The sequence below is a fragment of the Comamonas sp. GW821-FHT11H03 genome (genome assembly GCF_058807955.1).
The window spans coordinates 215,857-241,449 of the sequence record NZ_JBXARF010000003.1 but is presented as its reverse complement, the minus strand read 5'-3'; the positions used below and the strand labels follow the sequence as shown (position 1 = coordinate 241,449).

The following is a 25,593-nucleotide window of genomic DNA, read 5'->3' as shown; positions in this document are numbered from 1 at the left end:
AGGTGCGCCGGACATGGCTTGTATTGCAAAGCAGCAAGCAGTGTAGTGGGCGCCCTGCAGCATAGCGGGGCCGCAATCGCTGTCATTGGTGGAAATGGGTAGTTGATTTGAGCTACGCTTGACGCGTCTTAAAAACGAGGAGCCGGTGATGGCAGCGGAAACCATTTATCTGGGCGGAGGTTGCTTCTGGTGCACTGAAGCCGTATTCGACCGTGTGCGAGGCATTGTCGATGTGGAGAGCGGCTATGCCAATGGCCACCTGGATCATCCCGGCTACGACGATATCTGTACCGGACAGACCGGCCATGCCGAGGTGGTGAAGCTTGAGTTCGACCCCGCGGTCATCAGCCTGCGCGATGTGCTGCTGATCTTCTTTGGCACGCATGATCCGACCACGCTGAACCGCCAGGGCAATGACGTGGGCACGCAGTATCGCAGCGCGATTTTCACCACCAATGCGCAGCAAACGGCCGAGGCACAGGCATTGCTGCAGGAAATGCAGAACGAAAAAGCGTTTGATGCGCCCATGGTCACCCAGATCGAGCCCCTGACCAACTACTGGCCTGCCGAAGACTACCACCAGGACTATTTCCTGCAGCACCCCGGCCAGGGGTACTGCGCTTTCGTGGTGGGCCCCAAGGTGCAGAAATTCCAGAAAGTGTTCTCGCGCTGGCTCAAGGATTAAGCTGCGCTTTCAGCGCGTGGCCTGCAGTGCAGATACACTTTGCAACCCTTGGCTGCTTTCGCGCCGCCCGAGATCGATTTAGTTCCTTAACGTGTCACTTCACTCCCATCTGCGCCGACCCAGTCGTTCAGCCCCTGCTGACGGCCGCATGTGCCTGCGCGAAATCTGGGTGATGCGCTGGTTGATGGGCCTGCTGGCCCTGACCATGGTTCTGGGGCCGATGCTGGGCCAGATGCACCGTGCCGTTCACCTGGGCAGCGCCCCCGGGGGCAAGGTCTATGCGGTGCACAGCCATGCGGCACCGGCTCTATCGGCAGCCTCTGCTGAAGCGGCGGGAGACTGCCTGGTCGACCGCAGCAGCTGCGCCTCGGACCTGTCCTGGGTGCATGCGCTGTTTGCCGGTCACGGACCGGCAGAATGCCAGCTGCTGGACCAGGCCAATCATGGCTATGCCGGGCCTGTGGCCGTACTCGCTTTCAGTGCGCCGCCACCTGACAGCTTCATCCCCCGGCCTTTTGCTCCTGCGCCCAGAGCCGTCTTTATTGCAGCGCCGCTGGCTGCACGCGCGCCCCCTCTGTCTCTCAGCTCCCTGGCCTAGGTTGAAGCCATGCTGCGGCATGGTTTGTTACCTACACCAGAAACTTCAGAATTGATAGCTGTAACCGCTTTATACATAAGCGATTAAGGCTGTTTTTATTGAATTTCCGTGCGTACTTTCTTTGATGGTCTGCGTGCGCACGGTTGTTTGTGGAACTGAGATGTCTCATCGTTTTTCGAATTCTTCTGCCCATTCCTTGCTCCGCTCTCCCAAGTCGGCTCTGGCCCGCGCCATCGAGGCGCTGCAGCCAGCAGGGCGCGGGCTGGCCCTGGGCACAGGCCTGGGCCTGCTGGCCTGTTCACCCCTGGCCTTTGCGCAGTCCGATGCGGCCAAGCAGGAGTCCAGCCTGGCCGAGGTGACCGTGTCGGCGACCGGCATGGCCGCCGGCGATATGGCCACGCCCGTTCAGGTGCTCGGCGAAGAGGAACTACGCCTGCGCCGCGCGGCAACCCTGGGCGAGACCCTGGCGGCCGAGCCTGGCATCAATGCCAGCCATTTTGGTGCGGGAGCCAGCCGTCCCGTGATTCGCGGCATGGATGGTGCGCGGGTCTCCGTGCTCAGCGATGGCTCGGAGTTGCTCGATGCATCGACCGTCAGCCCCGACCATGCGGTGACCACCGAGCCGCTGCTGGCCAGGCAGATCGAAGTGCTGCGCGGCCCTTCGGCCTTGCTCTACAGCCCCGGCGCCATGGGGGGCGTGGTGAATGTGCTGGATGGCAAAGTGCCCACCAGCGTTCCTGAAAAAGGGATTGAAGGCTCCGCAGAGGTGCAGGCCGGCACGGCTGCAGGCATGGCGGCAGGCGCGTTCTCCCTGACCACGGCCACGCCGCTGAAGAACGATAACGGCCAACTGGTGCTGCATGCCGAAGGCGTGGCGCGCAACGCGGGCGACTATCGCGTGGGCAGCGGCTGGGGCCAGAGCAAGGTTCCGGGCAGCTTCAGTCGCGGCAATACGGGCAGCGTGGGCCTGTCCTGGGTGGGCAATCAGGGCTATTTGGGCCTGGCCTATACGCGCCAGCAGGCCAGGTACGGATTGCCCGGCCATCAGCACAGCTTCGAAGGCTGCCACGCACATGGCGATCATCTGCATTGCGGCTCCCATGACGGGCATGACCATGATCATGGTCATGAGGAAAGCGGCAGCGTGCCCGTGGTCGATCTGACCAGCGAGCGCTGGGATCTGCGTGGCGAATGGCGCAAGCCCACCGCCGGTATTGCCGCGCTGCGTCTGCGCGGTGGCCTGACCAATTACCGCCACGACGAGATCGAGGACGGCAGCGTGGCCACCCAGTTCAGAAACAAGGCCCATGATCTGCGTCTGGAAATGGAGCATGAGCCCATCGCCGGATGGCGTGGCACGCTGGGTCTTCAGACCCTCAAGCGCCGCTTCAGCGCCACGGGCCAGGAGGCCTATGTGCAGCCCACGGATACCCAGCGCCACAGCCTGTATCTGCTTGAGGAATACCGTTGGCAGGACTGGAGTTTCCAGGGCGCTTTGCGCCACGACCGCCAGCGTGTGGAGGCCGAACTGAGCAACGAGCGGCGCAGCCATAGCGCCACTTCGGCGTCGCTGGGCACGGTCTGGAAATTCCAGCCCGGCTATAGCGCATCTGCCTCATTCACCAGCGGCAGCCGCATGCCCACGGCCGAAGAGCTGTTTGCCAACGGCCTGCACATGGCCACGGCAACCTACGAGATCGGCAATCCCAATCTGTCGCGTGAGCGCTCGCAGGCGCTGGATCTGGGGCTGGCCAAGACGGCCGGTGATACGACCTGGAAGTTCAATGCCTATCACTACCGCATCAAGGGCTATATCTACGGGGCCACGCTGGATGCCCATGAAGGGCTCCAACTGCTGCAATACAGCCAGGGCAATGCGCGCTTTACGGGCTGGGAGGCTCAGCTGAGCCAGCGCCTGAGTCGCGAGTTGAGCCTGAGTGTGTTTGGCGACGGCGTGCGTGCGCGTCTGGAAGACGGCTCTGCGCTGCCTCGCATTCCGGCCTTGCGTGCCGGCTTGCGTGTGAATGCGCGTCTGGCCGGCTGGGACACCATGGCTGAATGGACCCAGGTGCTGCGCCAGAATCGCACGGCCCAGTACGAAACCCAGACGCCGGGCTACGGCATGCTGAACCTGGGCGCCAGCTACCTCTGGAAGAGTGGTGGCAACCAGTGGCAGTTCTATGTCAAGGGTCAGAACTTGACCAACCGTCTGGCCTACGCTGCAACCTCGTTCATCAAGAGTGCTGCCCCGTTGACGGGGCGCAATCTGGTGGTCGGTCTGAGAATGGACTTCTGATCCGGCTCTAGGTGAGGCATGGCATCCGACCCAGGTTTGAGCCTGGGCCGGATGCCATGGCTATAGATAGTGCTGCAGATGGCGTAGGGAACGAGTGCTGTCCACGCCTATCCTGGCAATCACTTCCGATTCGGGGATACCGGCGCGCAGCCATTGCACGATAGCCGTGTTGCGCAAGACCTGCGGCCCCACGCGCTGCAGCGGAAATTTCTGGCTGTCCTCGGGCTGGGCCTGATGGGCCCGCTGAATGATCTGCGAGGCCACATGGAACAGCATGCGTACCGAGAGTTCGCCGCCACGGCGCGAATAGAAGACGATATGGTTGCCGTCGATCACCGACGGCCCGCGCTGTGCGGCGCTGAATCTTCTCCAGCTTTGCAAGGCCTGGGCCACGGAGTCGGGCAGCTCAAGCATGCGTTGCTGAGCATTTCTGCCGCCTTCTATCTGCAGATAACGGGGCAGGGGAGACTCTCCGCTCGCAATGCTTTCCGAGCTGCCAATCCAGACCTGATTTGCGCTTGAAAGCAGGTTCTTCCATAGCAGGCAGCGCACCTCTTCGGGGGCCAGAGCCATCTCGTAGAGTAGCAGCACGATGGCGCGATCGCGTGCGTCCTGATAACCGTCGGCGCCGGGGAAGTGCCTTGGCAGTGACTGCCAGAGCAGGGGAGGCAGGCAATGGCCCTTGCCGTCTTCGGAGGGCGGGCGTTCGGCTGGCTCAAGACCGGTTGCGGGGTTGGCGCTGATCCAGCCATGCTCCATCGCATGGTCGTAGATGCGCTCCAGCAGCCGCCAGTAGCGGCGGCGGGTGACCGGACTGATCTTGCGCTCCGGGTGGTGGTGCGCACGTTGGCCATCGCGTATCTGCAAGAAGCTCTGCACATCCAGCTCGGTGGCCTGATGCCAGGACTTTGAAGAACGCGGCCTGCGGGCAGGGCGCTCCTTGTCGGCGATAGCAGCCTGTCCGGACAGATGCATCAACCAGGCCTGCCAGACTTTTTCATAATTGCCGTCTGGAGAGGTGTCCAGAGCATCCCAGCTCTTGCTGCCCTCATGCTCGAGCCAGTCCCGAAACAGCTGGCTTCCAGTTGGCAGTGTGGAGGGATCTGGAGACTGCGGATCCGGAATGTTTTTGTCTTGCATATGATGAGTTTAATGTAACTTACATGAAGTAGTTATCACTACCCACAAGAATATATTCACTTAACCACTAAGCCTGAAGTAAACAGCGAAGAGGGCGCTTTCTGTCGCAGCGCCCTCACATTTTCATGACGGATCCATCAAAACTCAGGGCGCCAGTCGCTCACGAATCCAGTGTGGACCTTCCTGGCGGTAGCTCAGGCGGTCATGCAGCCGGCTCTTGCGCCCCTGCCAGAACTCCCAACGCTCGGGCACCAGACGGAAACCGCCCCAATGAGGAGGCCGGGGAGGATTGAGTAGAAACTGCGCGCTGTATTTGGCGGCATTGGCTACCAGCACGCTGCGGCCACTGATGACCTGGCTTTGCGGACTGGCCCAGGCCCCGATTCTTGAATCAAGCGGGCGGCTGGCAAAGTAGGCATCGCTTTCCTCGACGCTGACTTTTTCCACACAGCCTTCGATGCGCACCACGCGCTCCAGCTCCACCCAGTGAAATTGCAGGGCAGCGAATGGATTACCCGCCAGTTGCTGGCCCTTTCGGCTGTCGTAATTGGTGTACCAGACAATGCCACGCTCGTCATAGCCTTTGATAAGCACGATGCGCGTGCTGGGTCGCAGGTCGCCGCTCACGGTCGCCACAGTCATGGCATTGGGCTCGGGTACCTGGGCTCTCACGGCTTCCTGCAGCCATTGGTCGAACTGCTGCAGGGGATTCTGGTTGGAAGCGGATTCGCTCAGCTCTGCGCGTTCATAGCTTTTGCGCAGATTGGCAATGGATGAAGATAGGCTGCTCATGTTCACATTGTGCCGCGCAGCCAAAGCCGGCGTTATGCTCGACAGCAATATGAATCAAGAAGTTTTGCCCGCTCCCATGGTTGATCCGGATCAGCCTTGTGTGCTGGTTCTCGCTGCGGGCAGGGGAGAGCGCTTTCTCGCATCGGGCGGCTCCAGCCACAAGCTCCAGGCCATGCTGGGCCTGCAAACTGTTTTGCAAACTACGCTGGCTGCAGTGCAGGCCTCTGGCCTTCCCTGGCATTTGGAATGCGGGCCGCATCCCGGCATGGGCGACAGCATTGCGGCGGCCGTCAAGGCTACAGCCGGCGCCAAAGGCTGGCTGATCCTGCCGGCAGATTTGCCTTTGGTTCAGGCAGCTACACTACACGAGTTGGCCTTGCAGCTAACGCGGCTGGATAGCCGTGGGCTGCATGTGATTCAACCCTTCTACCAGGGACGGAAGGGTCATCCCGTGGCTTTTAGCCGGGCAGCAGCTCAGGCACTCTCCCTGCTGAGCGGCGATCAGGGCGCGGCCTCCATCGTGCGCAATGCGGCAGAGAATCAGCGTCTGCAACGCTGGGACTGCGATGACATAGGCTGCGTGCTTGATGTGGACACAGTGCAGGCCTTGGAGGAAGCGCGTAGGGTCTGGCGAGAACGCAATTCTTGATCGTCAACAAGCCCTGAGGGAGGGCCTGACTCGATTTGTCGAGGTGTATCAGCCAAGGCACGGTTCCGACAGTCAGGCCTTGCCCTTCAAATGCGCGTCGGTGCTCTTTCCAGTTCAGGCGAGAGCGGCAAGCTTCAGGCGCCGCGCTCAATCACGGCACAAGCCAGGCGCGCGCCTGAATTGCCGGTGGGCTGGGTCGTGTAGTCATCCGGATCATGGTGCACGATCAGCGATCGTCCCAGAATGCCGTTGCCGCCTCTGTCCAGTTTGAACTCCTTGCTCACAAAATCGATAGTTGCTACGCCCTGGGTATCCGCGTCCAGGCTGGGCAGGTCACCGATGTGATGGGCCTTGCTGTCGCCGAATTTGCCGTGCGCCTGCTGTCCAGGGTTGAAGTGGCCACCGGCGCTCAAGCCGTCGCCGCTGGAGCAGTCGCCTTTTTCGTGGACGTGAAAGCCGTGCTCGGTATTCGGCGCCAGCCCTTCCACGCGGCCTTGTACTCGAACGCTGCCATCGGGCTGCGGGAAGAACTGTACCGTACCCGTTACCTGGCTGCCCTTGGTGGCCTCCAGACGTGCAATGGACTGTACGCCTTTGCCGGGAGTTGCTGCAGGAGCCGTTTCAGACGATGAAGGCCCTGCCGTGTTGCTGGTCGTGGAGCATGCTGCCATGGCCAAGCTTGCGACAAGCGCCAGACCTGTCCAAGCAGGGCGCGAAAAGAGGGGGGCAACACGGTTTGGGGACATGGCATTCTTTCCGAATTCAAAAGGGCATTGTGCCCCGGATCGCCGAAATTTCAAGTGCTTTTGCCCTGTAACCCAATACAGCAAAGCGCTGTTAGCTATGTTTCAAATAGCAGCAAAAGACGCGCAATCGGCTTGCTCGAAGTCTGCATAGGCCAGCAGGCGCTTGAGCGCCTTGTCGTCGATGCCCAGCCGCTGCAGCTCCTCAAAAGTGGCCTGGGCATAGTCCAGCGTTGTGCCATATATGCCCTGAGCCTGAGAGAAAATGCGCCGGTATTCATCCGGCGCCAGCTCGCCGGTGTGGTGCGGGCTTTGGCGTGAGAGCGTGAAGGCCAGGGCCTTCACCGCACCATGCGGCGTGCGGCAAGGCAGCCAGCGCGGGTCATAGACGGCATTGGGCATCTCACGCAACCAGAGCTTGCGCATCACGGTGTCGCCTTGGTTTCGCGGAATACGGAAGGCCATGCCCTGGCAACTGCCGCCCGAGAGCATGCCAAACACCAGGCCTGGCATCTGGGGCGTGCCACGGTTGATAGTGCTCCACATTTTCAGCGCACGATGCCAGCCATGTACATGGGCAGAACGGCGTTCGCTGAAGTCAAATTCGGGGCGCCAGATCAGGGAGCCATAACCAAAAATCCACAGATCCTCGTCACCGCCCCACTGCACCAGAGCCCGCTCCAGCATCTGGTCAGCATCACGCATGGAATGATTCAACAAAGGCAGGGCGGACATGGAAACTCCTCAAACCGGATTCAGAGCTGAATTGACTTTGATATATAACGCGCGAGGGCGCCGTCGGTGCACCTGTGCGCGTACGAGGGCGTAAAAGCAACGCTTTCCCGGTGGGAAGTGGCTGAAATTTGAATCTTTTTTGCGATTGCCGTGAAGGAAGTCGTTAGGGCGTTTCACGGCAACCCCCTAGAATGCGTGGTTTTGTCGCTTTGTCAGCCTGAAGCATGTAGCCGGGCCGCAAAGTGTCATGAATACAGGTTTCGTACTTTCATAATCACCCGCAAATACGGAGATTTCATTCATGTCCTTCAACAGCTCTGACGACGATAGCCAACAACGCTTTGCCTTGGGTTTTCTGTTTGCCCTGATCGCTCTGGTTGTCTCCACCGTCGTCGGCACCGTCGTCTACAAGCGCGGCATTTCCCATGCTCCCAAGGTTGAAGCCGCCGTGTCCGCACCCAGCGCGACCAACGTGCCTGTGGTGGTGGTTGAAGAGGCTGCCCGCGTGATCGTGGAAAACGGTGTGGTCAAGTTCTACTTTGTCTCGGGCAAGGCGGAAGTGGCCGCTGGCGCCAACGAAGCGTTGAGCAACGTGGTCAAGGGCGTGGCTGAAGGCAAGCGCGCCGTGATTTCCGGCTTCCATGATGCAACTGGCAGTGCTGAAATCAACGCGGAGCTGGCCAAGCAACGTGCGCAAGCCGTCCAGGCCGCTCTGGTGGCACTGGGCGTGGCAGAAGACAAGGTCGAGCTGAAGAAGCCCGAGCAATCTCAGGCCGACGGCTCCAATGCCGAAGCTCGCCGTGTGGAAGTGATTCTGGCCGACTGATAAACCCAGTTCTCTTGTCCAAAGCCCGATATGGCATTCGCTGTATCGGGCTTTTGGTATTTGCAGCAGAGCAAGGATCAGTTGTTTTCAATGAATCCAGCTGCTGGAGGCTTGCCCAGGGCAATGACTCTTTCAATACCTGCCGCATCGACCTGGCGCATGACAAACGATCCCCGTGCAAAGCGCATGGAACGGATCAGCCAGCACCCGTTGATGCGCTCGTACTCGTCACTGTACTGACCTGAGAGATTGACAATGGTGCGTTCCTTGACATTGATCTGGCAGAACTCCAGATCCCACAAGCCTATTGCAATATCAGCTCCCCTAAAGCTGATCTGAGGGTTGTGGCCGTGGTGCATGTCCTGGATGGACGGGTTGGCAACTGCCAGTCTGGTGAAGGTTTCAACCCATTCTTCGCGATCCGTAAAAGAGGGAAAGCCATCGGCTTCGATGACTGCACCATGCTCTACAAAGCACTCACGCATGGCATTCGGCTGCTTCTGATCACAGGCTCGCAAGTACCGGGCCTTCAAAGCCTGTATCGACTGAATATCCTCAAGATGCTGCAAACGCTGCTGGAGTTGCTCCAGAACCGAGTCACTCATTGCCTGTCTCCTGATTGGTGTTGGAGTACCGAGTCTGGAATGCCGGCCAATGCCTGCAAACCCATGTTTGGACGATAGGTAGGCCGTTCAGGCAAAAAAAGCGGCACTCATGTGCCGCTCGGTCCAGGAATCTGAAGAAAAAGAATCACCGCAGACCGGTGCCGGTGCCCAGGTCGTCTTTGCGTTGAATCAGTTCAATCTTGTAGCCGTCGGGATCCGTCACAAAAGCAATCACGGTACTGCCGCCTTTGACGGGACCTGCTTCACGGGTCACATTACCGCCGGCCGCCTTGATCTTCTCGCAGGCTGCATAGGCATCGGGCACACCCAGGGCAATATGACCGTAAGCCGTGCCCATGTCATAGCTCTCGGTTCCCCAGTTGTAAGTCAGCTCAATTTCCGCCTGACCCGGGTTACCACCTTCGAAGCCAAGAAAGGCCAACGAGTACTTGTACTCGGGGTTCTCGGACTTGCGCAGCAGTTGCATGCCGATGACGTTGGTGTAGAAGTCAATAGAGCGCTGGAGATTGCCAACGCGCAACATCGTGTGGAGGAATCGCATGGTCGCCATTTTGCCAGCAGGTTCGGAGCTGCGTATGATTTGCCTCGGGCAGGTTCTTTGGATATGGCAGCGCTTCGTTCTAAGCCTGAGCGGTGTGGCGCTCGCCCTTGCGCAAGCTCCTGGAAATGCCATAGCCGAAGAGCAACAGCATCAGAACGGCTGTCCCGTACAAAGTGACCGTGGACTGCCAGAGCAAGCCATCGCTATCGACATTTACCAGTCCCCCAATTTGCTCTTTCGGGACGATCCCGGTTTCACTGTTGAACGTTGGAGAGTCGATTTGATAGCCGTCAGTCACGATATTGCGGCTCACGCGGCCTTCATAGGCTTTTGGTAGCTCTTGTCGATAAATTTGGCCTGCTCGTGGACTTGCAGCCGCGCTGCGAGGTTGAAGTCGGTTAGAAAAAAGTAAGGAGAGAACGCATGGAGCAATCAGGAGGCGCGTGTACGGGGCTTCTGGGCTGTGCGCAGTGCTTTAGCAGCATTCAAGGCATCCTCGGCAGCGCTGAATTCGTCCGGGGTCAGCAGCTTGTCCCCCGGGCACAGGAACCAGCCCTTGATGGATGAAAGATCGTGCACCGCGAGCTGGAGGTGTGTGTCATCGTATATTGCGCTCGATGGGTCAACTTGCTTGCCTTGTTCAAATGCACCCCTCGAAGCTTGAAACGGTGCTGTATTGACAATCTGCAGGGTGGCTTCTCCGAGTTGCTTCAGCTGTGATGCTGTCAACGGGGATGAACCGCTCTCATTTAGCCCCAGCAACTGAGATAACTGAGCCGCCAGAGCTATCGCCTCGGTATTTGCATGTCTGCGCAAGGCATGAACCATCTTGCACACTTCTCGGTCGAAGGCACGGTGAAGATTTTCGGTGTCACCCGGAAATGAAGGCTTATTCTTGGGCGGCTCTTTGCCATCGACTTCATAGGCCTTGACCATGAGTTCCGCAGCGAGGGTGAAGTTTTCAATCCCGCTCTGCGTGGTCAGGTCAAACAGGCGATCGATCTCAATAATTGCCCCAACAACAGCTGGCGTAGCTATAGGGTTGCGTGTGAGCTTGTGTTGAGGCCGCTTGCTGGAGGCTGTAGCAAGCTTTAAGGCGCGGGCTGAGTCGCCTTCGAAAAAGTACATTCCGTCATAGAGCCAATCATATGGGTTGGACGAAGGTACAGGGCTAGTGCGTCGTGATACCAGTGCATCACGGACTGTCGCATCGGTGCCGTGATACGCAATGAGGATCTGACCCATCAGGACTTGGGCTTGGAAGTCTTTACTTTGCTAGACAAGGCGAAGCCGCCAACGCTGCGCATGAAGTGCAATGCCTCATGGCCTGTCAGTTTTGGAACAACGAAGCCAAGATGGCTGTTGACGGACGCCTTACGCGCGGCGGCCATTTTCTTCTCAAAGCTGCGCGCGACCACCTCTTTGGATATGCTTTTGTCGGCGGATTGAGTAACCACACGACCGCCTGCGGGGATCGTGCCCATTTTCGCTTTGGTGAGTGTGTGTGCTTTAGCCATGATCATAGTTTGCCACATACGAAAAAAAAGGACAGGTGTTGGTCATTTCTGAATGGCTCCGGCCAGCCGACACTGTGTGTTGCTGATCTCATGCTGCCAGCGCCAGCAGAGCGCGAACGTGGTTCAGTTCTTCTGGGGTGTGGACCGAGCCACCGGCATTGATTCTCAGGTAGTGGTACCTAAGCCGTGATTGCCTGCTGTGGCCTTGTGTTCCAAGTTGCCGCCAGATGAAGCCTGGGTCCTCGCGTGGCGCGCTCCTAGCAAAGATTGGGCCTTCGCGCCGTGTCCCGAGAGACAAACCGCCGTAGGCGCTCCGCCCTATGATTGGGAAAAGAGGAGGGGAGTGGCTATGGCTCGTTATATGGCCGATGAGAAAGAAAGCACATTTTTTGTTGATGTGCTCAAGATAGCGCTGGGCGTCTTCATTGGTGGACTGCTGGCCGCACTGGCTTACACCAAATACATGGCATGGGAGGTCGAATATTCACTTCGGCAGGCGACTGCCGAGATGCAGAAGCAGGCTAAACAACAGGCTGACCGATCTAGAAAGCAGGCGGAGGAAGATCGTCAGCGTCGTGAGGCCGCCGCTAATGAGAGAGTCGCTAGAGAGAGGCAGCAGGCAGCAGATGCACTGCAAAGGAAGCAGCATGAAGCAGATATGCGAGCAGCATGGAGTCAGATTTACAGGCCATCTGCTGCATGTCAGACAGACCAGATGACGCTGACATGCGCCAATGCTCATGCGGCTGCGCATAAGAGGTTTATGGAGATTTATGGCGAAATGCCTCCGCGCTTTTAGCCAACGCTGAAAACTGGTAGAGGCGCTCTGTCCTATGATTCCGACTGAGGGGGATGTATGGGAATACAAGACAGAGATTATTGGAAAGAGCGCTACGACAAGAACCTGAATGCCAGAAGAGATCCTCGTGATAATCCATTCACGAGTGGCCGCAGTGAAATGAGCTTTCTCGGGAAATTCATTCTCACGATTGCGGTACTTTTAGTCGGAGCACTTGCATACAGATATCAGACTGAGATCGTTCGATTCTTAAAGAAGCCTCCTGCAGCTGGCCCTCAGCGAACTGCTATTCAGTCACCTGAACCAGCAGTTATTGCGCCAAAAGCCGTAATTCCTGATGGGTCGGTCACGCCATCAGCAGGCCAGATCTATCGATGTGGGAATACCTACAGCAACTCTCCATGCGACGGTGGTCAGCAGCTCGCGCAGCAGAGCAGCCGTCCGGTAGACAGAAACGCGACTAGGGAAATTTATCTCTGCAAAGACTTTCAAGATCGTCTGACATGGGAGAGCGTGCCATGCTCTGTAAACGGTCGTTTTATGGATCGGATTGTGACTGTTCCCGCCCATGTTTCTTGGGATGAGCAAGTAGCAATCGCGAGACAGCAGAGAGATAAAGCCCATGCCATAGCTGCTGAGCAAGTCGTTCCGGTGGCTTCCAGGTCTGTTTCTTCAACTCCAAGTGAATGCCAAATGCTTGAGCAGCACATTCGAGCGCTAGATGCAGAATGCCGCGTCAATGCATGCGGCATGAAGAAGCTCGATGACATTAGGGCAGCTCGAAAAGAAGCCCGAGGCCGCCAATTTCGTATCGGTTGCTAGCCAATTTGGAAAATTGGAGCGTTTGCCGATGCGGTTTTATGCCTCGCAAGCTCCTTTTTCATGGTCAGATTTGCTTGACAAGCCTAGCATTTTTGCGCTCGAGAGATTCGGCCAGTGCATAGTTGCCAGCTGCATGATTGAAAGCGATTGCGTCGATGGTAGAAATTCCTCATCGTGACTCCCAAAACAGGGCTAAATGAACGGCGCGAGGAGCTTGCCCCTCGCGCCGATATTTTTTGATGGTCGATGGCTTTAGGTCTAGGAGCCTAGCGAGCTGTGCATCGCTGTAGCGTAGATCATCAAGGATGTATCGAAGATGCGGCAGATGTGCGGGATAAGGTGCTCTAAACATCACCCAACATTTCGCATGCGCAGTCTTGAGATGCCTGCAGTGAAAGGGAGTACTGCTACAACTAGTCTAGCATTTGTAATTAAACATAATATACATCGTATCTTCTAAAGAAGAAGTTCGGACAGAGGCGTCACGACCGTGATACCCGCTCCCAGCTTGCTCAGAATTTCCGCTCCATGTACCAAAGCCTGGGCATGGATCTGCCTGCGTGCGCGAAGTTTCTTCATGTGTCGACCAGGACTGTACATAATTGGGAGTCCGGCAAGCACGGCATCCCGTATGCAACGTACAGGCTGCTGCGCTTGCTCAACCGCATGGAGCTGCCGGGTCGAACTTGGCAAGGTTGGTGCTTCCATGGCGGCAAGCTGATATCGCCGGAGGGCCGTACGTTTGAGGGTACGGACAGTGCTTGGTGGGGCCGGCTGACCCTGCAAGCAAGGATATGCAGTGAGCTGCAGGAGCGTCTGAGGACGCTCGAGGCGAAGATGGCCATTGCCACGGAGCCGGAAAGCCAGGGGCGCGCACAGGGCGCAGCCGCGCAAGCTTTAGCTCGCGGGAGCGAAGCACTGGGCGCGCCCCTCATTACCTCCCCCTTGGTAATCACGGGGAGATCCCACTGTGTTCCGCCATATGAAATTCGTCATGGGATGGCCTATGCCCGGCGATAAGCTCAAGCGCAGCAAGAAGACTGGCCGTTTTGAGGAGTGGTCTCCGTTGGCGAACCCTTTGTTCCTTCAGGGCGTTCGAATCTATGTGAAAGCGACGGACGTGCTGCTGCCAATGCTTCAGTCCATGGCTGATGCCGTCGAGCTGAACTCGAATGAGTGGCATCGTCTTCGATTGACGGCATCCATGCTTCGTGACATGTCGTCGAACATGGCCTCAGAGCTGGTGCGGCAAGGTGAACGTTTGATCCTGCCGCCCCCTACTACGTTTACGACCTTCAACTGGGGTGATCCTGATGATGCCGAGGTTCTGGGGGAATGTGTTCGCTGGCATGCAGCTGCACGGGATGTTCAGTGGTTCTTCAAGGAGATGGGGGTGGCTGGTAAGCCTTCCACTAAGCAACTGAAGGCTGTGCGTGATGGCGACCAGGATGCAGCGTTTGCAACCATGGCGCACATGGTCTGTGGCGTCATGGATGACCTCAAAGAACTGCTTGTTGACCGGTTGTCCAAGGCTCAGGACGGCTGGTATCTGAATGAGGTCAAGAAGACAGCTTTGCGTCTACCGATGTTCGGTCAGAGTGTGTCTGATGGACCGCAATGATCTTGATGCTCTGGCCTTTGCGGTGGCCTTGGCTCTGCACCTCACAGGTGTGATGCCCTCTTCTTCTGGGGCTTGCTTGCCTCAGGAATGTGTTGTTCAAGCGGGGCCGCTCGGTGTTACAGCCACCTGGCGCCCCTAACCAAAAGCAGTTGAAAGGAACTGAAATGGCTACTGAAAATTTTAAGGCGGCTCAAGCCGCGTGGGCGAATGTCGTTGCTGACGCTCAGAAAAACCAGTTGAGCAAGGATTCGTTGCTCCAACTGCAGCAAGGCGCAGCGCTCCTGTTGGCCCCTGCCAAGGCAGATCAGCGTCCTCAGGCTCGGGAGGTTGAAGCTTGGTTGGAAAGCATGGGGATTGCAGCCTCTCTGGGTCTTGCCGCGTTTGAGGCCGCGGGGGTGGACAGGTTGGCTTGAGTGATTCACGCGATCGCAGCACTCCAGGGGGTATCGGGGGCGTAGCCCCTGATGTAGCGAAGCGAAACCCGACTGCAGTCGATTAACCACTGGCGATATCCGCGATTAACCTCCGTTGAATCAACGGAGCGGCCGTTCGCGTCCTGATAAACAAGAAAACCTGAAAATAAATCCTCAACGGGGGATAAATAGGGTTTATTTACTCGCTGATGAAGATTATTATCTCGGGGAGTCCAGATAATGCCTTATACATCGCATCTAGTATAAAAGCTCTAAAAATAGGAGCGCTAGAGCTCAATTTTTTGCGGCTTTCAGCAGACCGTTGGGACTACGTTTAAACCTCTTCCTCTTCACCAATTGCGGGTCAAGCCCATGGCCACAGCAGCCATCCTTGTGCAGCATTTTCTCCGTTTTCTCACGTTGCTCAGGCGTTGTGTAGCCGTGTTGAACGGCGATCTCGATGGCGCGATCGAGCTGCATGTGGTAGCGCCAGGTCAATGCTGGCTCCGACGCGTAGCTCGTCTCGTACACCTGGCCATAACCTCGATTGGCAGCGTCCAACAAGGCTGCGTACTTCGCTCTGAAAAGGTCTTCGCCTCTGGAGCTTGCGCTGCGTCGAGTGCGTCGACGCTCGGTGACGTAGTAGTTCTTTTTAAAGAAGACCTTTGATCCATGATCTTAGGAAGTACTTTCCTAGCTTCAATATGTTGGTATGGCGTATGCGACGCCCAGTTGGTTAGCCATCTCAGCAAGACGTCGATCAGCTGTCCACAGCAGTGCCCCAGGTGTGATCAATGTCGATGCCAGCAGTGATAGATCCACTAGGCCGCAGCCTCTACCGAAGAGCTTGTTTTTCTCAAGAAACTCCAGAGTCTCCCGAACTGAGGCCTCCTGGCTCGGGCGCAGCATTGCCAGAGTCGCCAGGGTGTCACCGCGTGGTGCAGGCGGTGTACCGCACGCGATCTCTGCACGCACTATCGAGTGCATCAGCACGCTGTCTTGCATCAGTAGTTCCTGCAGATGGGCATCGGCTTCGCGAAAATGCCTCACCCACACCGACGTATCGACAAGAACGGACACAGGCATCAGCGAGAGCCCTCTGCATCCGTCCCACTGGCGCGGCGTGGCACATCAGGCATATTTGGCGCGGCACCGCCGAGCGCAGCCAAACGCTTACCTGCCTCAACACGCGTGAATGTTTCCAGTGCCAGTCGTACCAGTTCAGGCACCGCAATACCGGGCGCTGCGACGGCTCGTGCGCGGTTTACGACATCGTCATCGATTGTGAAAGTCGATCTCATGACTACTCCTTAAACATCAAATTTGATGCATTTTTGCATCAAATTTGATGTTTGTGAATCATGCTTTGTATTGCACAATACAAATATGCAACCTAAGTCTACCGAGATCGACCTCGCGCATATACGCCGCCTGGCTCCAACACAGGAAACCTACAACGAGCTGCAGATGGCTTATGACCATTTCAATGCGCGGCTGTTTGAGGGGCAACTGCCCAGCTGCTTGATTACGCTGCAGCGGGAAAAGCGGACTTTCGGATATTTCTCGGCCGCCCGCTTTGCATCGGTGGACGGCTCAACCACAGACGAGATTGCGATGAATCCGACCTATTTTGCTGTGGTCCCCATCATCGAAACACTCCAGACTCAAGTTCATGAGATGACACACTTGTGGCAGCACCATTTCGGCAAGCCAGGCCGAGGCCGATACCACAACGAAGAATGGGCACGAAAGATGGAAAGCATTGGGCTCATGCCCTCTTCCACCGGGCAACCTGGTGGCGCTCGAACCGGTGATTGCATGGCGGACTACGCCGTCGAAGGTGGCCGCTTTTTAGCGGCCTGCCAAGACTTGTTGACGGCAAAGTTCAAGTTCAGTTGGTACGACCGATTTCCCTCTGCAGGTCATGTGCTCGCTGGTCAAGCCAGCATGGCCAACCATATTCGAGGAATTGAGGGCACCAAACCGCCTATGGCAAGCATCCCAGCCCTCGCCGAGGCCGTGAAGCCCACGGGCTTGGCTATGGCTGCCATAACTGGAGAACACGGAGCGCTGACCGCGCCCGCGAACAAATCAAACCGAGTGAAATACAGCTGTATCGGCTGTCAAGACGCAATCTCAGTCTGGGGCAAACCCGGCCTCAAGCTAATCTGCGGTAGTTGCCTGCAAGGCTTCAGTCCTACAGGTGCGGGGGCTGCCCATTGTTGACCAGTATTCCATTCAGTATTGACCTTCATGATTGTGTTGACCAACGACGGCAACCGACAGCTGAGCTCAGCCAATGCCTTTGGCAGTTCACGAGATTTTTCAGACGGTTCTGATTTATCCCGCGCAATTCCTTAGCGATACTGAGATTCATCAGGCAATTGAATCGCAGCGACGATGGCTTCTGACTTTTGCCAGAAGCGCTAGCAGCCAGTTTCAAAAAGGAGTACTCATGAAGGACGACTTCGCCATGAGCGTTGAAGTTGCAACGGTATCTGGCACGAGCCGACTTGTTGATCGAATTTGCGCCGGCGTCTTGGCCGGGGAGTTCTCGGTGGCGTTCCAACCGATCATTGACGTGCACTCTGGCCGTACGGTGGGGGCCGAAGCTCTATTGCGCTGGCAACATCCGGAGCTCGGTCAGCTCTTGCCTGGAGCCTTCGCTAAGGCGCTAATGAAACCCGAAGCCGCATGGGCAACAACAGCGTTTGTCATCGATGAAGTGTGTCGGCAACTGAGCGCCTCGATGACCACCTCCTCCGCAGGTGCCCCTGAAAATGGTGCCGAGCTGCAGTTTGTGTCGTTCAATGTTTTACCGTCCCAACTTCATGACCCAAGACTTGAAACGCTGATCCGCTGGTCATCTTTGATGCATCGTATCCATCCATCGCAGATTCTGATCGAATTGCTCGAGTGCGAGCCGATAGTTGATCAAGCCGAGCTGCAGCAAGACATTGAGAGGCTGCAGCGGCTGGGAGTGCGCGTTGCCATTGACGACTTTGGCAGCGGCGCATGGACTTTAAGCGATCTGGCCAACCTCAAGATAGATGTCGTCAAAATCAGCGGTGAGCTCATAAACCGAGGCTCACTGGATTCAAGAACGAGGCCTATTCTTGGCGGCATGATCGGTTTGCTTTCAGATCTTGGAGTCGCGGCAGTCGTGGAAGGGATAGAGTCGATGGATCATCGAGCCTGGATTGAAACGCAGAAGCCTGTTATGGCGCAAGGCTATGGCTACGCGAGACCTCAACCTTGTCTGCGCTCTGCACTAGATATCGAAGCATAGATCCGCCGCATTGTTTCATTCGCAGCGACACCCTCCGATCGCACAGTGGTTCCGTTGTGCAATATGCAGCAGATAGAGGCCCTCCTCTACGCTTAACTTTATAAGTAGAGTTAGCGTTGCCGCTCCCGGGTAGGAGGAGATATTGCGCTCAGAGGTTGCTGAACGCTCGACTCGTTCAAGGGTGTTCCGACCCCGCATGGCCTCTTCGACCATTGTCTAAGAGCTCGGATGCATAAAAGGACACCATAGATATCGGCTGAACCAGGAAGGAGTGCCTACTGCCCTACGCTTAAAGTTTTTTAAATGCCGCAGCAGAGCACACCTGTAGTGCTCAAGGACTGACCTCGCCGCGACAGTTGGCGCATCAGACAGATGCCGAGCACTTCAACCTCCTCATATTTCGGTACGGCGGTCGCTCGGGTCAACCATTCCTGCCACGCTCGGAATCGCAAGGGTTGGTCGCTCAGGGCTCCTCTAGCAGCTTGCGGGATGCAAATAGCTCGGCATCGCTGCGGATACCAAGCTTTCGAAGTGCCGATTGCTTTTGCGTGCTAATCGTCTTAGAACTGCGAGCGAATTTCGCCGCGATGTCAGACACGGACATGCCCGCGAGATAGCAGCGCAGCACTTCATGCTCGCGCGGACTTAGGCTTAAGATCGCAGATAGGCCGGAGTCGGACGCCGATGTACTCTCGGCGCTCACGACTTTTTTTCTCGCAAGGCGGGGGTCCGGCATTGAGCTCGACATGAGCTTACCGGACAACTCTACGCTGATGTACGGACGGCCTCTCGCGACGACGAAGATTGCATCCGCGAGTTTGCTGAGATCTTCGCTCTTGCCGAAAAAGCCGAGCGCGCCCGCCCGCATTGTCATGTTGACGGTCGCAGGCGTATCGCTACTCGACGTCATCAGGATCTTGCATTCCGGGAAACGTGTACTGATCAGCTTGACCAGATTGAGGCCGTCGATCTCGCCGGGACCTAGTGTGTAGTCGAGCAACACAACGTCTGCTAGATTCACCTGGAGCCAGCAAATTAAGTCACGCGATTTCCCGAAGCTCGCCACCACTGCAATGTCATTCCTCTCTGCCAGATAACTGGAGATCCCATGCTGGACTACGGCATGGTCGTCCAGGATCACGACCCGGATCACCCGGTGTTCTGGCCTCATTGTTAACCCTTTCATTCTTGTGAAATGGCTTTGAATGGCTGACTCATTTTTAGTCATCACAAGCAGCTAGCAATGCGGATGAGCATCGGAATCAGACCACAGCCTTTCAAAATAATTTATATGCCCTCCGCCTAATCCGGTCGGAGGTTCGCGCCTATCACTAGCGTCCGAGCAGTTTCAGATAACTTAGTGATTCGGTTGTGGCGAAGGCTGTACAAAGGATGATATGCGCCTGGCGGCTTTGCGCTCGCGATGTACGGCCTATGATTGCAGGCCCGTCTCTCGACTTGAACCGGATTCAGACGGGGGATACTGCTGTAGATATGCACCACAACGCCGGATCGACATTATCGCAGCCGCTCAAGCAATGCGGCCGATTCATTACAGCTCGACCGAGACTGTGGTGGAAGTACGTAAGCATGTTAAATTTGAATGGACGCTCGATCCTAATCTGCCTAGTGTTCGGGCTGACGCCGGCGCTAGGGTGGGCAAACGGCAGGCCGCAGTTTACGCCGGAGGAACAGGCATGGATCGCTACGCATCCCGTAGTTCGGACTCGTGTCGATCCAAGCTGGCCTCCCTTCGAATTTCGACAAAATGGCAAGATCGTCGGTGTCGTTCCGTCATTTCTAGAGGCAATCTCGCGGATTAGCGGGTTGCGTTTCGAGTACGTCGACGATGTCACCTGGCGCAACTCGGCGGAGGCGTTGCGCTCCGGCAGGATCGACATCGCTCCAGATCTGACCTGGCGCAACGCGCTTGATGCATGGAAGGTGCCTCATCCCGATACCAGCTCAGGTATTCAGGCAGGTTCCACCCCGGCCTCAGTCCGCGACAGCCTCATCTTCAGCCGCCCCTATTTCGTCGGCACAGTGTTTGTCGTGTCGTCAGAGCGTCTGAACCTGTTAGTCGACGCCCGTAATCTCGCCGGCCGGCGCATTGCCATCAAGGGCGGAGGTGCAATTGAAGACGCGATTCGCCATGGCGACATCCCCGTCATTCTGTTGACCTACGACGATGATCGAGGTGCACTTGCGGCGGTCGCCGAAGGCAACGCCGATGCCGCTATCGGCCCGGACGTGTCGATGCTGCCGCTCGTGCAGCGTCAATACCGCGACAAGCTGTTCGTGTCCGGAGGGCTACCGGACACTCCGTATGCCCTCTCTATTGCGACGCGCAGCGACCTGCCGGTGCTCGCATCGATTCTCGATAAGTCCCTCGCCTCGATCCCGGCGCGCGACGCCGAGCAGGTCGTGCATCAATGGATCGAATCGACCGACTACGGCAAACCGTCGCTTCAATCGATCCTTTACTACCGACGCTGGCAGGTAACGGCAGCCGGAGCCGGCCTGCTCGCGCTGATAGCAATCGCATTCGCTGCCTGGCGCTCGCGCGTCGCGGCCGTGCGCAGCGAGCAGGACAAGGCGATGTTTTTCGCATTTATAAGCCACGAGATCCGCACACCGATGCACACGATCCTGTCTTCGCTGGAGTTGCTGCAACGCGCGAAGCTGCCGCCAAAGCAGGCAGGTCGCGCCGACGCGGCAGTGGCCGCGTCGGAATCACTGCTGGCATTGCTCGACGACCTTCTCGAATACTCGCGCCTAGAATCACGCAACGTGGTGCTCGCACCCGAGCCTACATACGTCGAACCCTGGGTACAACGAAGTGCCGACATGGTGCGCTGGAGGGTCGACGAGAAGAAACTGGGCCTCGCGCTCGAGTTCGCCTGTCCGCCGGGGCTGTGCTTGCTGATCGATCCGATGCGCACGCAGCAGATCGTGCTGAATCTGCTTGTCAACGCCATCAAGTTCACATCTACCGGTTCGATTACGCTGCGTGTCGACTACCTCGACGGTAAACCGAGCCGTGCCGGATCACTGGTGATTGAGGTTTGCGATACCGGCATCGGCATTCCGCCCGAGCGCCAGCGCCACATTTTCGAGCCCTATCAGCGTGTCGAGCACTCGAGTACTCGCCGTGTCAGTGGAAGCGGATTGGGGTTGTCGATCTGCCGCGAACTAGTCGACCTAATGAAAGGCGTGATTACCGTCAGTAGCAGCCCTGACAACGGCACGGTCTTTACCGTGATCCTGCCGGCGCCGCGCATCGGACATGCGCCGGCTGCAGACATGACCGACACGCGCGACACGAAGTCTGACCCATCGCTGCCTGTGGCGGCGCATGCGCTGCTGAAGGCCTACCCGCCGCAGCCCGTCAACGGACCGATGATCCTGGTCGTCGACGACCACGAGGCCGTTCAACACGCGATCCAGCACCAACTTGACGCGCTCGCATGCCGCTCGGCCGTTGCCGACAACGGCGAGCAGGCACTCGCGCATTTCGCGCGGGCCGAGTTCGACATGGTGCTGCTCGATTGCGACTTGCCCGACATCGACGGCTATACGGTTGTGCAACGTATGCGCAACGACGAACGACTTCAGCAGCGGTCGCACACGCCCATCATCGCGATCTCTGCGTCGAGCGGCGACGCACATCGAGAACGGTGCTTCGACAACGGCATGGATGGCGTACTGTGCAAGCCGCTAAGGCTCGAGGAACTGCGCCAAATGATCGACCTGTGGTGTCCGTTCGCCTTCATGAATGAGAGCGCACCAGCGGCCGGAGACATGCGAGCGCCAAAAGCAGACTTCTGGGCGGTCTTTCGGCAAAGCGTAGACGCCGATCTGGCAGCGCTGGGCGACGCATTGTTGAATGGCGATGTCGATCGTGCACGTCATGCGTCACACCGAATCAAGGGCGCCACAGCAATTGCTGGTCATGCAGCGACGAGCGAACTGGCAGCCGAACTTGAGCGTCTGCTTGAGGCTACATCCGGCATCATGCCGTCAAGCATCCATGCTCTCGGTGACGAACTGTTGCGCCTGCATCGCGCCGACATGGCCGGGCTTGACGCCACCGAGCGCAAATCGGCCGACCCTGATGCATAGACCGCCGAGATGACCGAATGTCAGCCCCTGGGATACGTCGAAATTCTATGACGCGTCCGGTGCGTCGAAAGCATCGACCAGGCACCACGTCGCGATCGCGTTGCGAAGCATTTCAAGCCGTAACGGTTTTCCAAGCACGCCATCCATGCCGCTATCGAAGCACTGCTCGCGATGCGCCTCGCCAGACTCAGCCGAAATCGCGATGATCGGAACCCGCCGGGTCTTGCGGGCGGCCTCTTCCTGCCGGATCGTGCGCGCGAGTGCATAGCCGTCGATATCGGGCAGATTGCGATCGAGCAACACCATGTCGATCCGGTCCTGTGCGAGGTACCGCAATGCGTCTTTTCCCGTGCCTGCAACCACCCCGAAGCAGCCAAGTGCATCGCACTGATCCTGCAGTGCGGTCCTGACTGCGTCATGATCGTCGACGATCAGGATGCGTGCTGCACCGCGCTGCACCGGCCCGGCTGTTGCGAGCTCCAGTGTCGGCGCAGTCGTGACTGGCGGCATCCGGAACACCCCCTGCACTGCCGGAGCTGGCAATTTCACCGTGAATACCGTTTCTACATACGGCGTGCTTTTGACCGCGATCGAGCCGCGCATCAACTCGACGAGCTCGCGACAGATCGCAAGCCCGAGCCCACTGCCGCCAATGCCTTGCTGAGGCTCACGATCAGCCTGCCAGTATGGTTCGAAGACGCGGTCGACGCGATCAGGCTCGATGCCGATGCCAGTGTCGCGCACTTCTAGAATCAAGGAGCCGTGGCGTCCATGACGGGCAGCGTGATAACCCACGTGCAACGTAACGGCCCCGCTCGCTGTGAAATTGATCGCGTTGATAAGCAGATTCAGCACAATCTGGCGCACGCGAACTGGGTCAATCAGCACGAGCATCGACGGCAGCTCTGGCACATCAAGCAGCAACGCCAATGCTTTTCTCTCCGCCCTCCATCGCACCATGTCGACTGTTTGACTGGCCCACACATCGAGTTTGACCGTTTGCGGCAACAGAGTGACCCTGCGTGTCTCAAGACGGGAGTAGTCGAGGATATCGTCGAGCAACGTCAGCAGCGTCTCGGAAGCCGACGCGGCCGCATCCACACGGCAGGCCTGCTCAACGGGGAGCTGCGAACGCTGCAGGAGCTCGAGCGACGACAGGACCGTCTGCATCGGCGTGCGTATCTCGTGACTGACGAAGGCCAGGAACATCGCCTTGTCGCGCTTGCTGCGGATGGCTGCTGCACGGGATTTCCACATCAGGTACACAAGCACCGCGAACGTCAGCAATGTAACTGCGGTCGCCAGTACCACTGGTGCACGATAACGCAGGATCGAGCGGATCGACGGCTTGCCGTAGTCGCCCAGCTCGATCGAGTCTCGCGTGATGCCGGCCGTCTCGCTGACCGTCATGGCAGCGAGCGACTTGTCGATGATTGATGCGAGAATCGGCAGATCGGCGCGGGTGAGCATTGCAAGCGACACCGGGCGATCGGCCAGCATGCCGGACATGTATATCTGGCCGATGAATTGCCGACGCATGATCGGCAGGATCGTGACGTCGACACCAAGCGCGGCGTCGGCGTCGCCGTTTGCCACTGCGGCTAGTGCAAGCTCCTCGGTGTCGAACGTGCGCACGTCGAGCGGTACGCCGCTGTGACGAACAAAGTATTCGACCGCTCCTTGTCCCTTGATGGCCACCCGCTGCCCCTTCAACCGCTGCAGGCCAAAGATCATCGCGGAATTGTTGCCCGTCACAACGGTCAGCCGCCCGACCAGATATGGTGCACTGACCCTTGCACCGACACCAGCACGTTCGGGCACCAACTCGCGCCAGACGCCCGGCAGCAAATCGACCTTGCCGGACGCGAGCGCCTCGTACGCCTGACCCCATTCCGTGCCGGGCACGGTCTGGAACGCGAGACCGGTCATTCTTGAGATAGTACTCAGGTAACCTGCAACGAGGCCCGTCTGCTCACCGTTGTGCATGTATTCGATCGGGCGCCAGTTTGCCTCGACCGCGATATGGACGACCGGGTGATTGCTAATCCAGCCAAGTTCCTCGTCAGTGAGGATCGCCTTTCCCCTGACGTTCGCTGTGCCCGTGCCGACCGAAAGGATCAGCAGCATGGTCGTCAATACGTGGCGAAACATGCGCGACACCGGGAGATGTGCGAAGGATGTAGCTTCCATGATTGATTCGCTGGGGATAGAGGTACCCGACGCCCGGTAGCGGGCGCCCAACACGCTAGAGATTGGCGGATGACGGCGTAAACGTGATCGTCAGCTTGTTGCTGTACTTGCCAGGACGCTTCCTGACCGACTGAAACTCCGGTGTGTCGAGTGTCAATGGCGTCGGCGTGCAGACGACCGGCACCGAAATCCCCGGCAGCGATACCAAGCGACCGGCACTGTTGTTCACGCCCTGAAGCCGCACCTTCTCGTTGTTAGGCAGCGCAATCTTCTTGCCCGCATACGTCAGGTTGAGCGCGTAATCGATGCGTGATTCGTAGCTGCCGCTCTTGTCCGAGTCGAGCAGGACCGAATACTGGCCCTTGTTACGCCGGTCGACGGTGAGACCATCGCTCGCCGATATATCGAACCAGGTGCTTTGTGAGTTGTAACCGTCATACAGGCACAAGTCGACATTCGACGTACCTGACAACCGGCTGCCATTCGGCAGCGCTCTCAGTTTGAGGTCGACGACGGGCGTAGCGGTCGCGAACTCCGGAAGATAGATCTGTATGTTGCCCTTGTCGGTGACATCGAGCTTGATCTCTGCACGAAACACCGCGAGCAGCGGTGCAATGCTGCTGGACCAGGATCGCAGATTGAGTCGCAGGTTCGCCTTCCAGGTTCCGCCCGACGGGAGTTTCTTCAACTCAGCGGCGGGAATCCTAACGAAGAGTAGGCGCCCGTCAAAGTAGATGACGGAGGGACAATTTTGAAGGGCCACCGGCCTCGCTTCTTCTATCGGGCTTCGTTCACCCCCAAGGATTCCTCCGGGAGCGAGAGCGCCCGAGCAAGTTCGATGAATTTCTGATGCAGTTGAACCTCGAAGAGTCAGTACTGCCGTCGCGCCGCTCTTTTCTTCCTTGAACAACAGCTTGATGTCGGTCGAGCTTCCGGTTGGAAACCATAGCCATACCGGCTTGGTCGGACATGCACCGGTCGTCATATCGTTGAGAGATTCGCAAGTCCACGTGTTCTGTCCCCATTTTAGAGCATCGTCCGTATCGTAGCCCCCCGATGCCCGGTCGAAGATGATGACATCGCTCACCACAGCAGCTCCACGATCGTATGTGGCTTGCACCGTAACAGTGCGCCCTAATGGCTGTACCATTAACGCCGACGCATCTAGTGAGATTGCTCCCAACATGGC

At 57.8% G+C, this 25,593-nt stretch carries 28 protein-coding genes; 13 read left to right on the top strand and 15 right to left on the bottom strand.

Annotated elements, in window-relative coordinates:
- Positions 1–148: 148 nt before the first annotated feature.
- From msrA to AC1RTQ_RS09460, 3 genes are all read left to right on the top strand, one after another.
- A complete protein-coding gene (msrA, locus tag AC1RTQ_RS09470; protein ID WP_492875202.1) occupies positions 149–685 on the top strand; it encodes a peptide-methionine (S)-S-oxide reductase MsrA in 537 nt (178 codons plus the stop codon).
- A gap of 91 nt (positions 686–776) precedes the next feature.
- Positions 777–1,283 carry a hypothetical protein gene (locus tag AC1RTQ_RS09465; RefSeq protein ID WP_492875200.1) on the top strand — a complete coding sequence of 169 codons (507 nt, stop codon included), beginning with the start codon at positions 777–779 and terminating at the stop codon, positions 1,281–1,283.
- Positions 1,284–1,443: 160 nt separating this feature from the next.
- On the top strand, positions 1,444–3,579 hold the full coding sequence (locus tag AC1RTQ_RS09460; RefSeq protein ID WP_492875198.1) for a TonB-dependent receptor domain-containing protein: 2,136 nt from the start codon (positions 1,444–1,446) through the stop codon (positions 3,577–3,579).
- 60 nt (positions 3,580–3,639) lie between these two features.
- On the opposite strand, the gene AC1RTQ_RS09455 is transcribed toward AC1RTQ_RS09460, so the two are convergent.
- Together AC1RTQ_RS09455 and pdxH are read right to left on the bottom strand one after the other, a co-directional pair.
- A complete protein-coding gene (locus AC1RTQ_RS09455) occupies positions 3,640–4,719 on the bottom strand; it encodes a tyrosine-type recombinase/integrase (protein ID WP_492875196.1) in 1,080 nt (359 codons plus the stop codon).
- A gap of 144 nt (positions 4,720–4,863) precedes the next feature.
- On the bottom strand, positions 4,864–5,511 hold the full coding sequence (gene pdxH, locus AC1RTQ_RS09450) for a pyridoxamine 5'-phosphate oxidase (RefSeq protein ID WP_492875194.1): 648 nt from the start codon (positions 5,509–5,511) through the stop codon (positions 4,864–4,866).
- 34 nt (positions 5,512–5,545) lie between these two features.
- Between pdxH and AC1RTQ_RS09445 the strand changes: the two genes are divergently transcribed.
- Complete coding sequence (locus tag AC1RTQ_RS09445) at positions 5,546–6,160, top strand: nucleotidyltransferase family protein (RefSeq protein ID WP_492875472.1); 615 nt, start codon at positions 5,546–5,548, stop codon at positions 6,158–6,160.
- 134 nt (positions 6,161–6,294) lie between these two features.
- Here AC1RTQ_RS09445 and AC1RTQ_RS09440 read toward each other — a convergent pair whose 3' ends face one another.
- Together AC1RTQ_RS09440 and AC1RTQ_RS09435 are read right to left on the bottom strand one after the other, a co-directional pair.
- Positions 6,295–6,906, bottom strand: coding sequence for a superoxide dismutase family protein (locus AC1RTQ_RS09440; RefSeq protein WP_492875192.1), 612 nt, complete (start codon positions 6,904–6,906; stop codon positions 6,295–6,297).
- A 102-nt stretch (positions 6,907–7,008) separates the two neighbouring features.
- Positions 7,009–7,638, bottom strand: a complete 630-nt coding sequence (locus AC1RTQ_RS09435; RefSeq protein WP_492875190.1) for a gamma-glutamylcyclotransferase — start codon at positions 7,636–7,638, stop codon at positions 7,009–7,011.
- A gap of 301 nt (positions 7,639–7,939) precedes the next feature.
- Between AC1RTQ_RS09435 and AC1RTQ_RS09430 the strand changes: the two genes are divergently transcribed.
- Complete coding sequence (locus AC1RTQ_RS09430; RefSeq protein WP_492875188.1) at positions 7,940–8,464, top strand: OmpA family protein; 525 nt, start codon at positions 7,940–7,942, stop codon at positions 8,462–8,464.
- A gap of 77 nt (positions 8,465–8,541) precedes the next feature.
- Here AC1RTQ_RS09430 and AC1RTQ_RS09425 read toward each other — a convergent pair whose 3' ends face one another.
- The 5 genes from AC1RTQ_RS09425 to AC1RTQ_RS09405 all read right to left on the bottom strand — a co-directional run bounded on the left by AC1RTQ_RS09425 (position 8,542) and on the right by AC1RTQ_RS09405 (position 11,148).
- Complete coding sequence (locus AC1RTQ_RS09425; protein WP_492875186.1) at positions 8,542–9,069, bottom strand: nuclear transport factor 2 family protein; 528 nt, start codon at positions 9,067–9,069, stop codon at positions 8,542–8,544.
- 145 nt (positions 9,070–9,214) lie between these two features.
- Positions 9,215–9,631, bottom strand: a complete 417-nt coding sequence (gene gloA / locus AC1RTQ_RS09420) for a lactoylglutathione lyase (protein WP_003079160.1) — start codon at positions 9,629–9,631, stop codon at positions 9,215–9,217.
- Between the two features lie 79 nt (positions 9,632–9,710).
- The gene (locus AC1RTQ_RS09415; protein ID WP_492875184.1) at positions 9,711–9,944 is read right to left on the bottom strand and encodes a hypothetical protein; all 234 of its coding nucleotides are present in this window, start codon (positions 9,942–9,944) and stop codon (positions 9,711–9,713) included.
- A gap of 119 nt (positions 9,945–10,063) precedes the next feature.
- Positions 10,064–10,759: a hypothetical protein gene (locus AC1RTQ_RS09410; RefSeq protein WP_326999577.1), complete on the bottom strand. Its 696-nt coding sequence runs from the start codon at positions 10,757–10,759 to the stop codon at positions 10,064–10,066.
- Positions 10,760–10,875: 116 nt separating this feature from the next.
- Entirely contained in the window at positions 10,876–11,148 is a 273-nt protein-coding gene (locus AC1RTQ_RS09405; protein WP_492875182.1) for a hypothetical protein, read from the bottom strand.
- A 349-nt stretch (positions 11,149–11,497) separates the two neighbouring features.
- Here AC1RTQ_RS09405 and AC1RTQ_RS09400 point away from each other — a divergent pair, with 349 nt between their 5' ends.
- From AC1RTQ_RS09400 to AC1RTQ_RS09380, 5 genes are all read left to right on the top strand, one after another.
- Entirely contained in the window at positions 11,498–11,947 is a 450-nt protein-coding gene (locus AC1RTQ_RS09400; protein WP_302090779.1) for a hypothetical protein, read from the top strand.
- A gap of 57 nt (positions 11,948–12,004) precedes the next feature.
- Positions 12,005–12,769, top strand: coding sequence for a hypothetical protein (locus AC1RTQ_RS09395; protein WP_492875180.1), 765 nt, complete (start codon positions 12,005–12,007; stop codon positions 12,767–12,769).
- Positions 12,770–13,297: 528 nt separating this feature from the next.
- Positions 13,298–13,789, top strand: coding sequence for a VC1465 family Xer recombination activation factor (locus AC1RTQ_RS09390; RefSeq protein WP_492875178.1), 492 nt, complete (start codon positions 13,298–13,300; stop codon positions 13,787–13,789).
- Complete coding sequence (locus tag AC1RTQ_RS09385; protein WP_492875176.1) at positions 13,752–14,390, top strand: hypothetical protein; 639 nt, start codon at positions 13,752–13,754, stop codon at positions 14,388–14,390. Before AC1RTQ_RS09390 ends, AC1RTQ_RS09385 begins: the two co-directional genes overlap by 38 nt.
- Positions 14,391–14,554: 164 nt before the next feature.
- Complete coding sequence (locus AC1RTQ_RS09380; RefSeq protein WP_492875174.1) at positions 14,555–14,803, top strand: hypothetical protein; 249 nt, start codon at positions 14,555–14,557, stop codon at positions 14,801–14,803.
- A gap of 294 nt (positions 14,804–15,097) precedes the next feature.
- Here the strand turns inward: AC1RTQ_RS09380 and AC1RTQ_RS09375 are convergent, their stop codons facing one another.
- The 3 genes from AC1RTQ_RS09375 to AC1RTQ_RS09365 form a co-directional block, all read right to left on the bottom strand.
- Positions 15,098–15,283 carry a hypothetical protein gene (locus tag AC1RTQ_RS09375; protein ID WP_492875172.1) on the bottom strand — a complete coding sequence of 62 codons (186 nt, stop codon included), beginning with the start codon at positions 15,281–15,283 and terminating at the stop codon, positions 15,098–15,100.
- A 219-nt stretch (positions 15,284–15,502) separates the two neighbouring features.
- Complete coding sequence (locus tag AC1RTQ_RS09370) at positions 15,503–15,889, bottom strand: type II toxin-antitoxin system VapC family toxin (protein WP_492875170.1); 387 nt, start codon at positions 15,887–15,889, stop codon at positions 15,503–15,505.
- Positions 15,889–16,104: a type II toxin-antitoxin system VapB family antitoxin gene (locus tag AC1RTQ_RS09365; RefSeq protein ID WP_302090639.1), complete on the bottom strand. Its 216-nt coding sequence runs from the start codon at positions 16,102–16,104 to the stop codon at positions 15,889–15,891. Before AC1RTQ_RS09365 ends, AC1RTQ_RS09370 begins: the two co-directional genes overlap by 1 nt.
- A gap of 85 nt (positions 16,105–16,189) precedes the next feature.
- Between AC1RTQ_RS09365 and AC1RTQ_RS09360 the strand changes: the two genes are divergently transcribed.
- Positions 16,190–17,029, top strand: coding sequence for a SprT-like domain-containing protein (locus AC1RTQ_RS09360; protein WP_492875168.1), 840 nt, complete (start codon positions 16,190–16,192; stop codon positions 17,027–17,029).
- Positions 17,030–17,258: 229 nt separating this feature from the next.
- On the top strand, positions 17,259–18,092 hold the full coding sequence (locus tag AC1RTQ_RS09355) for an EAL domain-containing protein (protein ID WP_492875166.1): 834 nt from the start codon (positions 17,259–17,261) through the stop codon (positions 18,090–18,092).
- A 463-nt stretch (positions 18,093–18,555) separates the two neighbouring features.
- Here the strand turns inward: AC1RTQ_RS09355 and AC1RTQ_RS09350 are convergent, their stop codons facing one another.
- A complete protein-coding gene (locus AC1RTQ_RS09350) occupies positions 18,556–19,263 on the bottom strand; it encodes a response regulator (RefSeq protein WP_492875470.1) in 708 nt (235 codons plus the stop codon).
- 419 nt (positions 19,264–19,682) lie between these two features.
- Between AC1RTQ_RS09350 and AC1RTQ_RS09345 the strand changes: the two genes are divergently transcribed.
- Entirely contained in the window at positions 19,683–22,214 is a 2,532-nt protein-coding gene (locus AC1RTQ_RS09345) for an ATP-binding protein (protein WP_492875164.1), read from the top strand.
- Between the two features lie 45 nt (positions 22,215–22,259).
- Here the strand turns inward: AC1RTQ_RS09345 and AC1RTQ_RS09340 are convergent, their stop codons facing one another.
- Both AC1RTQ_RS09340 and AC1RTQ_RS09335 read right to left on the bottom strand, forming a co-directional pair.
- On the bottom strand, positions 22,260–24,404 hold the full coding sequence (locus AC1RTQ_RS09340) for an ATP-binding protein (RefSeq protein ID WP_492875162.1): 2,145 nt from the start codon (positions 24,402–24,404) through the stop codon (positions 22,260–22,262).
- 55 nt (positions 24,405–24,459) lie between these two features.
- Complete coding sequence (locus AC1RTQ_RS09335) at positions 24,460–25,590, bottom strand: CblD like pilus biogenesis initiator family protein (protein ID WP_492875468.1); 1,131 nt, start codon at positions 25,588–25,590, stop codon at positions 24,460–24,462.
- Positions 25,591–25,593 lie beyond the last annotated feature (3 nt).